We start from the raw sequence: 14017 nt of genomic DNA on the forward strand, positions 1-14017 counted from the left end.
AAAAAGAACTCGAGGCCCGCTTCCGGGCCCGTGGGTAAGTGCTGCTGTCTTTTCACGAAGGGAATGGTGAGCGAAGTGACGGAAACCGTGGCTGAACCGACGGAGGTCCTGGACGACCGCGTGGTCGCGGGGATCTGCACCGCACTGGAGTCCGTGCTGGAGGCGGAGGTGGCCGACCTCGGCCCGGAGACCCGGCTCGCGGACGCCGGTCTCGACTCCACCGGCGTGCTGGAACTGCTGATGCAGCTGGAAGAGGCGCTGGGCATCGAATTCGACGCCGAGAACCTGGAAATGAGCCACTTCGAGTCGGTCGGGTCGCTGGCCCGCTTCGTCTCGGCAGAAATGGCCGCCTGAGCGATGACCACGATCTCGCCGCCGATCACGGCGACCTGGCTGCGGTGCCACGACACGGCCCGGGCGGAAGGGATGGCCCCGGCACTGGTGGCGCTGCACGCGGCGCTGCCGGCCGGTGCACCGGTCTTCGGTGCCGGCGGTTCCGCGGTCCTGCCGGCCGGGCCGGTGGCCGGCGACGTGCTCGTGGTCCGGACGGCGGCGCTGCCGGGCGGCCCGGTCGTCCTCGTGCGGACGGGGCGGCCCGCGGGCCGCCCCGACCCGATCCTGGCGACCGGGTCGGTGTGGCTGCGGCTGGGCCTGTCCGGCGCCCTGCTCGACTCTGGGCTCGCGTATCTGGGCGGGCGGCGCAGCGGCGACACCACCCTGCTGCGCCGCCAGATGGTCCAGGGCGCCGTCGCCGAGGCGCTGACCGGTCAGCTGGAGGTGCGCGCGTTCCTGACCGCGCACGACTCGGACCCGGCCCCGGACGCACTGGCCTACCTGCACCGGCGGCTCACCGACACCGACCGCGTCCTGCTGCGCCTGCTCGGCGCGGCGGGGTTCGTCCGCGGCGGTGCGGGCGAGGTCGCCGACGTCTCCGAGCTGCTCGCGGGGGCCTACACCCCGGAGGCGGTGGCGTGACCGCGACCGTGCTGGACGAACGGCTCGTGACGCTGCGGGACGCGGCCCGCGAGTGGGGCGCGGAGTTCCGCACCGCGGGCGCCGGCCTCGACACCGACCCCGACGGTGTCGGCGCGCACCTGGACCTGGCCGGCGTCCGCTGCCTCGCCACCATGCTCGTCCCCGGGGAGTTCGGGGGCGCGGGCCTGGCACTGGGCGCACACCGCTTCCACGGCATGACGGCGATCGAGCGGACCGTGGTGCTCGAAGAACTCGCCCGCGGCGACGCCGGCCTGATGCTCGCCAGCCCGGGCGCGTCGATGTCCGGCGTGCTCGTCGACGTGCTGGCCGACCGGGAGCAGAAGGAGTGGTTCTACGGCCGGCTCCTCGAACGTCCCACGTGGACGTTCTTCGCGCTCACCGAGCCGGATCGCGGGTCCGACGCCACCGCGCTGGAGACGGCGCTGAAGACCTCGCCGGACGGCGGGCCGCACCGGCTCGACGGCCGCAAGAAGTACGTCGGCAACGCCGCGCGCGCCGCGCTCGGGGTCGTGTTCGCCCGCACCGCGCCCGGCCCGCTGGGCGTCACCGCGGTCCTGGTGGACACGGCGGACCCGGGGTTCCACGCCGAGCCGCTCGAGTCGCTCGGGCTGCGCGCCGCGCGGATCTGCGAGCTGACGCTGGACGGCGTCGCCGTGCCCGCCGAGCGCGTGCTCGGCCGGGACCGCTCACCCGCCCGCCGGGGCATGTGGGCGTGCGTGCAGACCTTCAACCGGCTGCGGCCGGGCGTCGCCGCGATCGCGGTCGGCATCGCCGCGGCCGCCCACGACTACGTGCTGGCCGAACGCGGCCCGCTCGAGCGCGACGGCCGCGACCGGCTCGAGGAGCTGGGCCGCCGCATCGACGGCGTGCGCCACCTCGTGCAGCTGTCCGCGCTCGAGGTCGACGCCGACGGCTCCCGCGGCCACCTCGCCTCGGCGGCCAAGGCCGAAGCGTGCCGGCTGGCCGAGGAGGCCACGCTCGAAGCGTGCGGCTTCTTCGGGCCGCGGGCCCGCTGGGAGCACCCGGCGCTGGACAAGCTGGTCCGGGACGCGCGCGGCGTCGAGTTCATGGAGGGCGCCGGCAACATCCAGAAGCTCACCGTCTTCCAAGGCCTGGTCGCCGGCAAGGTCGGCCGGGGCGACCCCTTTCCCGCGCACGCCGGGAATTCGCGCACCGGAGGTTCGTCGTGCAGGTGATCACGAGGCCGGAGGAGTTCGACGTCACGGACCTGTACGTCGACCTCCGCCACGTCGTGGACCGGCGGGTCCTGATGAAGTGCGAGGGCTTCAACTTCGCGCGCTCGAGCAAGCTCAAGCCCGCGCTGGAGATGGTGACGCTGGCCGAGCGGGCGGGCGTGCTGCGCCCCGGCTCGACCATCGTCGAAACGTCGTCGGGCAACCTCGGCGTGGCGCTGAGCCTGGTCGCGGCCAGCCGCGGGTACCGGTTCGTCTGCGTGACCGACCCGCGCAGCACGCTGCTCACCCGGCAGCTGATGCAGAACCTCGGCACCGAGGTCCTGGTGGCCCCGGACCCGGCCGCGGGCCTGCGGCTCGTCCGCCGCCTGTGCGCGGAGAACGACGGCTACACCTGGCTGGACCAGTACGTCAACGCGGGCAACTGGATGGCCCACTTCCGCTCGACCGGCCCGGACATCCTGCGCACCGTGCCGGAGCTGGACGTGCTCTTCGTCGGGGTCGGCTCGGCCGGCACCCTCACCGGGTGCGCCCGCTACCTGCGCCAGGTCCGGCCGCAGGTGCGGATCGTCGCCGTCGAGTGCGTCGGCCCCGGGCCGCGGGCCGCCCGGCGCAGCACGGCCCTGCGCACGAGCGTGCGGTTCCCGGTCATCGACATGTCCCTTGTGGACGATCTCGTGCGGGTCGACGAGGCGGCCGCGATCCGCGAGTGCCGCCGGCTCGCGCAGCGCGGCTTCCTGCTCGGGGGCGGCTCCGGCATGGTGCTCGCGGGCGCGCTCGGCTGGCTGGAGGAGAACGACGCGGGCGGCGCCGAGCCCACGGCGGTGGTGATCTCGCCCGATCTCGGTGACCGCTACCTGGACACGATCTACCAGGACCAGTGGGTCAAGGACAACTACGGCCCCGAAGCGCTGCTCGACGGTGCCGAACCCGAATCCCGTTACGCCAAAACACTCTTCGAGGTGCCCTGATGACCGCGGTCGACGCGTTCCTGCCCCTGTCCACCGCACAGACCGACGTCTGGTACGACGAACAGCTGTCCGGTGGCGGCCTCGCCTACGCGATGGCGGACTACCTGGACATCACCGGCCCGCTGGACGTCGACGTGTTCCAGTCGGCCTTGCGGGCGCTGGCCGACGAAGCCGAGTGCTTCCGGGCCCGGTTCGTCGAGGTCGAGGGCGAACCGCGGCAGCTCATCGAGCCGCTGACCGAGCTCCCGATCCGCTTCCCGGACGTGACCGGGGAAGCCGACCCGGAGAGCGCCGCGCTCGACTGGATGCACGAAGACATGCGGCACCCCTTCTCGCTGGAGGACTTCCCGCTCTTCCGCGGTGCCCTGATCAAGCTCGGCCCGCAGCGGCACTTCTGGTACCTCACCACGCACCACCTCATCGGCGACGGCTTCAGCGCGATGATCTGCCACCGCCGCCTGGGCGAGCTGTACAACGCGCTGCTGGCCGGGGAGGACCCCGGGCCCACCGCCCTGCCGCCGTTCCGGCTGCTGCTGGACGCCGACCTCGCCTACCAGGACTCCCCGCACCGGGTCCGCGACAAGGCGTTCTGGGGACGCCACTTCGACACGACGCCCGACCTGGTCAGCCTGTCCGGCAAGGAACCGGCGCCGGCGCGCGGCTTCCTGCGGCGCACCATGGTGCTGCCCCCGGAGACGGCGAAGGCCGTGCGCGAGGCCGCCGCGGGCGCGAAGGTGACGCTGCCGACGTTCTTCATCGCCGCGATGGCGGCCTACACGCAACGGCTTTCGGGCATCAAGGACCTGCTGCTGACCGTCCCGGTCGCGGCTCGTGCGGGCGTGCGTTCGCGGGCCACCCCGGGCATGGTCGCGAACTACCTGCCGCTGCGGATGGTCGTCGAGCCGCAGATGACGATCGCCGACCTGCTGGGCCAGGCCTCGAGCGAGCTCGCCGCGACCCTCAAGCACCAGCGCTACCACGTCAACCAGATCCGCCGGGACATCGGCGTGCGCAGCGACGAGCGCCGCCCGTTCGGCGGCCCGTTCGTCAACGTGCTCCCGCCCGAGCCCGGCCTGCGCCTCGGCGACTGCCACACGCGCGTGATGAACCTGTCGACCGGGATCACCAACGACCTTTCGCTGACCGTGCTCGACGTCACCGAAGACATCATCGAAATCCACCTGAACGGCAACCCCGACCTCTACGACGCCGAGGGCGTCACCGCGCACCTGGAGCGGCTCGCCGGGTTCGTCGGCCGGCTGGCCGAAGCCGGCTCGTCGGCGGTGCTGGGCGGGATCGACGTCGTGTCGGCGGACGAGCTCGGTGAGCTGCTGGCCTCCGGGGTCGGTGCGGCCGGGCCGGTGGGGGCCGACGTGGTGTCGCGGTTCTGCGACATCGCGCAGGCATCGCCGGAGGCGGCCGCGGTGGCCGACGGCGGCGAGTGGGTTTCGTACGGTTCCCTGGCGGGCCGGGCGAGCGCGCTGTCCCGCCGGCTTCCGCCCCGTGGCGTGGTGGGCGTTCTGGCCGACCCCGGCGTCGGGTTCGTCTCGGCGGTGCTGGGGGTGCTCTGGTCGGGTTCGGCGTTCGTGCCGCTGGACGCGGGGATGCCGGTGGCCCGGCTGGCCGGGCTGCTGGTGGACTCGGGTGCCGCGCGCGTGGTCGTGGGTCCCGGGTACGAGGAGCTGGCGGCGGAGGTGGTGGCCGCGGCCGGCGGTGGTGCCGGGGTCGTGAGCCTGGACGGTGCCGAAGACCGACCGGGTGCGCTGGCGCCGGTGTTCGGCGCGGGCGAAGACGCCGGTGCGGACCTGGGCTATGTGATCTTCACGTCGGGTTCGACGGGACGTCCGAAGGGCGCGATGGTGCACCGCCGGGGGATGGTGAACCACCTGCTCGCGAAGGTGGAGGACCTCGACCTGGAGCCCGCGGACGTGGTGGTGCAGAACGCTCCGGTGACGTTCGACGTTTCGGTGTGGCAGATGCTGGCGCCGCTGCTGGTCGGTGCCCGGGTCCGGGTGGTGTCGCGTGTGGTCGCGGCGGATCCGGACGCGTTGTTCGGGTTGATCCGGGCCGAGGGTGTTTCGGTGCTGGAGGTCGTGCCGTCGCTGTTGCGGGCGGCGCTGGATTCCTGGGACCTGGCCGGGCAGTCCGCCGATGTTTCGGGGCTGCGGTGGCTGGTCGTGACGGGTGAGGCGTTGCCGCCGGATCTGTGCGTGCGGTGGTTCGCGCGGTTCCCGGACGTGCCGCTGGTCAACGCCTATGGCCCGACGGAGTGCTCGGACGACGTGACGCACGCGGTGATCCGGTCCGGCGTCGAGGTGGTGCCGATCGGCCACGCGGTGCGGAATTCCCGGCTGTACGTGCTGGGTGACGAGCTGCGTCCGGTGCCCGCGGGGGCGATCGGTGAGCTGTTCGTCGGCGGCCTGGTCGTGGGCCGCGGTTACGTGGGTGACCCGGCGCGGACGGCGGCGGTGTTCGTCGCGGATCCGTTCAGCGGCCCGGGCACGCGGATGTACCGGACCGGTGACCGCGTCCGGCTGCGCCCCGACGGTCAGCTGGAGTTCGTGGAGCGCCGCGACTTCCAGGTCAAGATCCGCGGTCACCGCATCGAGCTCGGGGAGATCGAAAGCGTCCTGCGGTCCGTGCCCGGCGTCCTGGACGCCGTCGTGCGGGTGCTCACCGACGCCGACGGCGGCAAACGCCTCGCGGGCTACCTCATCGGCGTCGAAGGCGAGGCCCCGATCGACGCCGGTGCCGTGCGCAGCACCGCCCAGCAGCTGCTGCCGGACTACATGGTGCCCTCGGCGCTGGTCGTGCTCGACGAGCTGCCGCTCACCGAACACGGCAAGGTCGACCGCGAAGCGCTGCCCGCCCCGGACTTCCGGGCCGAGGTCGTCGGGCGCCGCCCCCGCAACACCGTCGAGACGGTCGTCTGCGACATCCTCGCCGAGGTCCTTTCGGTGCCGCGCGTCTACATCGACGACAACTTCTTCGCCCTCGGCGGCGACAGCATCAGCGCCATCCAGGTGGCCGGCCGGGCCCGCACGGCGGGCATCGAACTCACCCCGCGCGACATCCTCGAGCGCCGGACGCCGGCCGCCATCGCCGAGCAGGTCGTCGTCCGCGAACCCGGTGCCGGTGTCGTGGCCGTGGCCGACGGCCCGCTCGTCGAGCTGACCGGCGACGAGCTGCGGGAGCTGGCTCCGGAGGGTGGCCGGATCGAAGACGTCCTGCCGCTTTCCGCGCTGCAGCAGGGCCTGCTGTTCCACTCGGAGTTCGACCCGGACGGCGTCGACGTCTACACCGTGCAGGCCACCGCGGACCTCGCCGGCCCGCTCGACGTCGAAGCGCTGCGCGAAGCGTGTGCCGCGCTGCTGCGCCGGTACGCGACCCTGCGCGCCTACTTCCGGCACCGCCGCGGCGGCGACGCCGTGCAGCTGATCGCCGCCGGGGTCGGCCTGCCCTGGACCGAGCTCGACCTGTCCACGCTGCCCGCAGCCGAGCGCGAGGAGCGGCTGGGCCGGCTGGCGGCCGAGGACCGGGAGCGCCGGTTCGACCTCGCCCACCCGCCGCTGGTCCGGTTCACCCTGATCAAGCTCGCGGCCGGCCGCTACCGCTTCCTGTGGACCGCCCACCACATCGCCACCGACGGCTGGTCGGTGCCGATCCTCATCCGCGAGCTGGCCACGCTGTACACCGAAGGACCGCAGGCGGCGCTGCCGGAAGTGGTGCCGTTCCGGAACTACCTCGCCTGGCTCGGCCGCCAGGACGAGCAGGAGGCCCGCCGGGCGTGGCGCGAGGTCCTCGACGGGCTCACCGAGCCGACGAAGGTGGCGCCGGAGATCGACGGGCACCTGAAGGCGGTGCCGGAGTCGGCCGAGGTGGTGCTGTCCCGGGACGAGACCGCCGAGCTGGTGGCGTGGGCCCGGCGGCACGAGCTCACCCTGAACACCGTCGTGCAGGCCTGCTGGGCGATCCTGGTCGGCCGGCTCACCGGACGGCGGGACGTCGTGTTCGGGTCGGTCACCTCCGGGCGCCCGGCGGAGCTGCCGGGCGTGGAGACCATGGTCGGGATGTTCATCAACACGGTGCCGGTGCGGGCCTCGCTCGACCCGGGCGCCACCCTCGACGAGCTCCTGGTCTCCCTGCGGGACCAGCAGGCCAGGATGTCGGCCTACCAGCACGTCGGGCTCGCCGAGGTGCAGAACGACGTGCCCGGCCTCGCCGGCACCGGCGAGCTGTTCGACACCGCGATCGTCTTCGAGAACGTGCCCGCCGACGGTGCGCAGACCGGCGTCGTCCTCGGTGACGACGTGCGCGTGCTCGACGCCGTCACCGAAGACTCCCGCCACTACCCGCTGAGCCTGGTCGTGAACCCGGGCGCCGAACTGGCCTTCCGCTTCGACTACGCGCCCGAGGCGTTCGACGCCGGGCGCGTCGGCCGGATCACCGGGATGTTCCGGCACCTGCTCGACACCGCCATCGCCGATCCTTCGGTGATCCTGGGCGGGATCGACGTGGTGCCGGCCGCGGAACTGGAGCGGGGCGCCGGTGCCACCGGGCCGGTGGGTGCCGATGTCGTGTCCCGGGTGTGCGATTTCGCCCTGGCGGCGCCGGAGACCCCCGCGGTGGCCGATGGTGGCGCGTGGGTTTCCTATGGGTCCCTGGCCGGCCGGGCGAGTGCGCTGTCCCGCCGGCTGGGCGGGGGAGTGGCCGGCATCCTGGCCGACCCCGGCGTGGGTTTCGTTTCGGCCGTGCTGGGCGTGCTGTGGTCGGGGTCGGCGTATGTGCCGTTGGATCCGACGTTGCCGGTGACCCGGCTGGCCGGGTTGCTGGCGGACTCCGGCGCGCGTTCCGTGGTCGTCGGCGCGGGCTTCGAAGACCTGGCGGCCGAGCTCGTGACCGCGGCCGGTGGCGGCCTCGACGTCGTGGTCCTGGACGACGCCGAAGACCGGGAGTGGGCGCCGGTCTCCCGCGAGGACGCGGGCCTGGACCTGGGTTACGTGATCTTCACGTCGGGTTCGACCGGGCGGCCGAAGGGCGCGATGGTGCACCGCCGGGGGATGGTGAACCACCTCTTGGCGAAGGTGGAGGACCTCGGCCTGGAGTCGTCCGATGTGGTGGTGCAGAACGCGCCGGTGACCTTCGACGTTTCGGTCTGGCAGATGCTGGCGCCGTTGCTGGTGGGTGGCCGGGTCCGCGTGGTGTCGCGTGTGGTCGCGGCGGATCCGGACGCGTTGTTCGGGTTGATCCGGGCCGAGGGTGTTTCGGTGCTGGAGGTCGTGCCGTCGCTGTTGCGGGCGGCGCTGGACTCCTGGGACCTGGCCGGGCAGCCGGATGTTTCGGGGCTGCGGTGGCTGGTCGTGACGGGTGAGGCGTTGCCGCCGGATCTGTGCGTGCGGTGGTTCGCGCGGTTCCCGGACGTGCCGTTGGTGAACGCGTACGGCCCGACGGAGTGTTCGGACGATGTGACGCACGCGGTGATCCGCTCGGGCGACGATCTGCCGGGCGGCCGGGTGCCGATCGGCCGGGCGGTGCGCAATTCGCGGCTGTACGTGCTGGGTGACGAGCTGCGTCCGGTGCCCGCGGGGGCGATCGGTGAGCTGTTCGTCGGCGGCCTGGTCGTCGGCCGGGGCTACGTGGGTGATCCGGTCCGGACGGCGGCGGTGTTCGTCGCCGATCCCTTCGGCGAGCCGGGCACGCGGATGTACCGGACCGGCGACCGCGTCCGGCTGCGCCCCGACGGTCAGCTGGAGTTCGTGGAGCGCCGCGACTTCCAGGTCAAGATCCGCGGCCACCGCATCGAGCTCGGCGAGATCGAAGCCTGCCTCGCCGCGCACGCGGGCGTCGGGGAAGCGGTGGTCACGGTCCACGGCACGGGCAACGACCGGCGGCTCGTCGCCTACGTCTCCGGTGCCGTCACCGCCGGGGAACTGCGCGAGCACGTGACCGCGCAGCTGCCGGCGTACATGGTCCCGGGCGCCTACCTCGTCCTCGACCGCTTCCCGCTGACGGCGCACGGCAAGATCGACCGCAAGGCGCTGCCCGCGCCGGAACAGCACACCGGCACGACCGCCCGCGGACCGCGCACCCCGGTCGAGGCGACGCTGTGCGAGATCTGGGCCGACGTGCTCGGGGTGGACGAAGTCGGGATCGACGACGACTTCTTCGTCATCGGCGGGCATTCCCTGCTGGCCAACTCGGTCGTGAGCCGGGTCCGGTCCGCTTTGGACGCGGAACTGTCCATCCGGGACCTCTTCGAGGCGCGGACCGTGAGCCGGCTCGCCGGCCGGCTCGTCTCCGCGGGCCAGGCCGGCGCCGGTTTCCGCAAGCTCGCGCGGCCGGAGAAGATCCCGCTGTCCCACGCGCAGACGCGGATGTGGTTCCTCAACCGGCTCGAAAGCGCCGGGTACAACATCCCGCTGGCCGTCCGGCTCGGCGGCGAACTCGACCCGGCGGCGCTGGCGGCCGCACTCGGCGACGTCGTCGAGCGGCACGAGGTCCTGCGCACCGTCTTCCCCGACGTCGACGGAGTGCCGTACCAGCGGATTCTGCCGCACGCCCCGGCCGAGCCGCTCGCGACGGCGGCGGTCACCGAGGACGAGCTCACCGCGGCGCTGGCGGCCGAGGCGGGCCGCGCGTTCGACCTCGCCGCCGACCGCCCGCTGCGCGCCACCCTGTACCGCGTGGCGGGCACGGACGAGCACGTGCTGCTGCTCGTCCTGCACCACATCGCCGGCGACGGCTGGTCGGTCGACGTCCTGGCGCACGACCTGGCGACCGTGTACGACGCTCGAGTGCGCGGGACCGAGCCGGGCTGGGCGGACCTGCCGGCGCAGTACGCCGATTACGCGGTCTGGCAGCGCGAGCTGCTCGACGACCGGCAGGCGGCGGACCAGCAGTGGGAGTACTGGCGCACCGCGCTCGACGGCCTGCCCGACGAGCTGCGGCTGCCCGCGGACCTCCCGCGCCGCGCCGCGACCGCCTTCCGCGGCGGCTCGGTCGGCTTCGAAGTGCCGCCGCCCGTCCACAAAGCACTGATCGCGGTGGCCCGCCGGTCCGGCGCCAGCGTCTTCATGGTGGTCCAGGCGGCGGTGGCCGCGCTGCTCACCAAGCACGGCGCGGGCACGGACATCCCGCTGGGCAGCCTCGTCGCGGGGCGCTCGGACGAGGTGACGGACAACCTCGTCGGGTTCTTCGTGAACACCCTGGTGCTGCGCACCGACACCGGCCGCAACCCGACGTTCGCCGAGCTGGTCGCCCGGGTGCGGGACACCGACCTCGAGGCGTACGCGCACCAGGACCTGCCGTTCGAGCTCCTGCTGGAGATGGCCCGCCCCGCGCGGTCGCTGTCGCGCCAGCCGCTGTTCCAGGTGATGCTGTCGTACTACGAGGTCCCGGACCCGCGGTTCACGCTCGGCGGCCTCGCGGTGCGGCCGGAGATCCTCCCGGCGACGGGGGCCAAGTTCAAGTTCGACCTGACGTTCCAGCTCGGCGAACGGCCCGGCGAGGCGGGCATGGAAGGCAGCATCGAGTACTGCGCCGACCTGTTCACCCCGGAGACGGCGGCCTTGCTCGCCGCCCGCTTGACCCGGCTGCTGTCGGCGGTGGCGGAAGACCCGGACCTGCCGTTGAGCCGGATCGAGCTGTGCACGCCGGCCGAGCCGGACTCCGAAACGGCCGCCTTCGGGAAACCGGCGGAGTTGCCCGCGCTGCGGAACAGCCGGGGTCCGGCGCTGATCTCGGAGGACGGCCGGCTCAGCCACGCCCAGCTGCGGCGCCGCGTGACCGCGGAGGCCCGGGAGCTGGCGGCTCGCGGTGCCGGTCCGGAATGGACGGTGACGATCGCGTCGGCCCCGGCGGTGGACCGCGTGGTCAGCGTGCTGGCCGCGCTCGAAGCGGGGGCGGCGTACCGGCTGGTCGACGCCCGGTCCGCCGGGACAGTCGTCGACGGTGAGCCGGGCAAGGCGCTTATCGCTCCCGAAAGCGCCGCCGCCCACCTGCCGGACGGCACCATCCTGTCCCGCCGCGCTCTGGCCGAGTCCGTGGCTGCCCTCCGGGACTCCATTCCCGTCGGCAGCCGCGTGATCGTCCCCGACCTGCCCGATGCCGTCCCCGCCACCCTGGCCGCGCTGGCGGCCGGCGGATCCGTCCACCTGACCGAAGGGGACGCCACCACGCTCGCGCGGCTGCTCGAAGGCGAACTGCCCGCGGTGCTGTTCGCCACCCCCCACCAGGTCCGGGCGCTCGCGGCCGGCCACGAACCCGCCCTCGCCGGCGTCCGGCTGATCGTCACCGGCGAACCGCTCGCCGCCCCGCTCACCGAACGGCTCCACCGCGCCGGCGCCGAGGTCCACGCGCACTACCGCGGCCTCACCGGCCAAGCCGGGCCCGGCACCCTGCCCCGTCCGGCGCGCGCTTACGTCCTCGACGAAACGCTCCGACCCGTCCCACCGGGCGCACACGGCGAACTCTGGCTGGCCGGCCCGGCCGTGGCCCGCGGCTACGCGGGACAACCCGGCCGCACCGCCACGCGATTCGTCGCGGACCCGTTCCAAGCCGGGGAACGGATGTTCCGCACCGGCGACGTGGTCCGCCGCCGCCTCGACGGCAGCCTGGAACTGGTGGCCCGAAGCGTGCGGGCGCGCGGGTTCGCCGTCCGGCCGATCGAGGTCGAGGCCGCGCTGCTGCGAAACCCCGGCGTCACGGCCGCCGAAGTCGTGGTCCGGGACGACCGGATCATCGCCTACGTCGTCGCTTGCGGAGACCTGGGCGGCCTGCGCGAGCACCTGGCGCGGGAACTGCCGGACTTCGCGGTCCCGTCGGCGATCGTCGAGCTCGCCGCCATCCCGCTCACCGCGGCGGGCGAGCTCGACCAGGCGCGGCTGCCCGCACCGGAGACGACCGCCCGCGCGGAGGGGAGCACGCCGGCCGAGGAGGTCCTGCGGCTCGCCTTCGCCGAGACGCTCGGCCTGCCCGAAGTCGACGCCGACGCGGACTTCTTCGCCCTGGGCGGCAACAGCCTGCTTTCGGTGCGGCTGGTCGCGCTGGCCCGCAACGCCGGGGTGCGGTTCACCGTGGCCGACGTCCTGACGCACGGGACCGTCGAGCGCCTGGCCGCGCTGGCCGGCACCGGCGGTGACGGCGGTGACGGCGGTGACGTGCTCGACCCGTTCGCGCCGGTGCTGCCGATCCGGCCGGACGGCGACCGCGCCCCGCTGTTCTGCGTGCACGCGGGCCTCGGGCTGAGCCTGCCCTACCTCGGGCTCGTCCAGCACGTCGACCCCGGCCGCCCGATGTACGGGCTGCAGTCGCCGAACATCGGCGGGGACGGCGAGCTGCCGGTCAGCGTCGAGGACGTCGCCGAGGAGTACGCCGCCCGGATCCGCGCGATCCAGCCGTCGGGCCCGTACCACCTGCTCGGCTGGTCGTTCGGCGGGCTGCTGGCGCACGAGATCGCCGTGCAGCTGCAGGAGGCCGGCGAGCGCGTCGAGACCCTGTGCGTGCTGGACAGCTTCCCGGTCGAGGCGGCGGGCCAGGCCCCGCCGACCCGCCGCGAACTGCTCGTCAGCTTCCTCGAACACCTCGGCCACGAGGCCGGCGAGTTCGACGGCGCCGAGCTGTCCCCGGCGGCCGTCATCGACGTCCTGCGGCGCGGCGGGTCGCGGCTGGCCGGGATCGGCGAGGACCGCATGACCCGGGTGCTCGACGTGATGAGCAACAACGGCGAACTCGCCCTCCGCTACGAACCCGCTCGCTTCTCCGGCCGCCTGCTGCTGTTCCTGGCGGCCGACGGGCTCACCGAAGACGACCTCGCCGAGCGGCCCGGCCGCTGGGCACCGTACGTCGACGGGGCGATCGAAACGCACCGCATCGACTGCGGGCACGAATTCATGATGCACCCGCAAGCCCAGGCCGCCATCGGCCGGATCGTCGCCGCCGCACTGGACGGCTCTTCCGAGGAGGACGAATGACTGTGATTGCCCCGGCGCCGGCGCGGCGGTTTTCCGACGCCGTGGTGGAGGTGCTGGCGCTCGCCGGGCGCCGCCTCACCCACCTGCGCAACGTTCCGGCCCGCCTGCTGGCGGTCACCCTGAACCCGCTGATCACCATGCTGGCGATCGGGTACGTGTTCAAGGACGCGGTGATCGTGCCGGGCAGCGGCAGCTACCCGGAGTTCCTGTTCCCCGCCGCGCTGATGCAGGTGGGCCTGGCCGGCATCGCGCCCACCGCCATCGCCGTCGCCACCGACCTCAACGGCGGCCTGACCGACCGGTTCCGCTCGCTGCCGATCGTCCGGCCCGCCGTGCTGATCGGGCACTCCCTGGGTGACTTCCTGGTGGGCCTGATCGCGCTGGCGATCACCGTGGCGTCCGGCCTGCTCGTCGGCGGCCGGGTGCACACCGGGGTGCTGCCGCTGCTCGGCGGCCTCGCCCTGCTCGTCGTGTTCCTCTACGCGATGATCTGGGTCGGCATCCTGCTGGGGCTGTCGTTGCGCAACCCCGAGGCGATCGACGGTATCGGCGCGGTGGCGACGCTCGGCCTTTCCTTCCTCTCCAACGCCTTCATGTCGACCGACCGCCTGCCGGTGTGGCTGCGGCCGGTCGCGGAGTGGAACCCGGTCAGCTCGGTGACCACCGCGGTCCGCCGCCTGTGGGGCACGCCCGTCGACGAGACCGGATTCCCCGCCCAGCACCCGGGCGTGGTCGTGACGATCACCCTCGCCGTCACGCTGGTCCTGGCCGGGTCACTGAGCTTCCGCAAGTACCGCACGATCGCCTAGCGGGTCAGGTGGCGGTCAGCGTGCCGTCAGCCGGTCCGAACACCATGACAGCAAGCCACCAGGCCCGAAACAGACGG

General features: G+C 73.4%; 6 protein-coding genes. All 6 read left to right on the forward strand.

The features are described 5' to 3' along the window. Nucleotides 1-87: 87 nt before the first annotated feature. Genes QRY02_RS09385 through QRY02_RS09410 form a run of 6 tightly spaced genes read left to right on the forward strand, consistent with a single transcriptional unit; the run spans nt 88 to nt 13940 of the window. On the forward strand, nt 88-354 hold the full coding sequence (locus QRY02_RS09385) for an acyl carrier protein (protein WP_285991108.1): 267 nt from the start codon (nt 88-90) through the stop codon (nt 352-354). 3 nt (nt 355-357) lie between these two features. After that, complete coding sequence (locus tag QRY02_RS09390; RefSeq protein ID WP_285991109.1) at nt 358-975, forward strand: DUF2786 domain-containing protein; 618 nt, start codon at nt 358-360, stop codon at nt 973-975. Further along, a complete protein-coding gene (locus QRY02_RS09395) occupies nt 972-2192 on the forward strand; it encodes an acyl-CoA dehydrogenase family protein (RefSeq protein WP_285991110.1) in 1221 nt (406 codons plus the stop codon). The genes QRY02_RS09390 and QRY02_RS09395 overlap by 4 nt, the downstream gene beginning before the upstream one ends. Continuing rightward, nucleotides 2183-3160 carry a pyridoxal-phosphate dependent enzyme gene (locus QRY02_RS09400; RefSeq protein ID WP_285991111.1) on the forward strand — a complete coding sequence of 326 codons (978 nt, stop codon included), beginning with the start codon at nt 2183-2185 and terminating at the stop codon, nt 3158-3160. Before QRY02_RS09395 ends, QRY02_RS09400 begins: the two co-directional genes overlap by 10 nt. Continuing rightward, complete coding sequence (locus tag QRY02_RS09405; RefSeq protein ID WP_285991112.1) at nt 3160-13131, forward strand: non-ribosomal peptide synthetase; 9972 nt, start codon at nt 3160-3162, stop codon at nt 13129-13131. Before QRY02_RS09400 ends, QRY02_RS09405 begins: the two co-directional genes overlap by 1 nt. After that, entirely contained in the window at nt 13128-13940 is an 813-nt protein-coding gene (locus tag QRY02_RS09410) for an ABC transporter permease (protein WP_285991113.1), read from the forward strand. Before QRY02_RS09405 ends, QRY02_RS09410 begins: the two co-directional genes overlap by 4 nt. Nucleotides 13941-14017: the final 77 nt, after the last annotated feature.

The organism is Amycolatopsis sp. DG1A-15b (assembly GCF_030285645.1).
Classification (GTDB): domain Bacteria; phylum Actinomycetota; class Actinomycetes; order Mycobacteriales; family Pseudonocardiaceae; genus Amycolatopsis.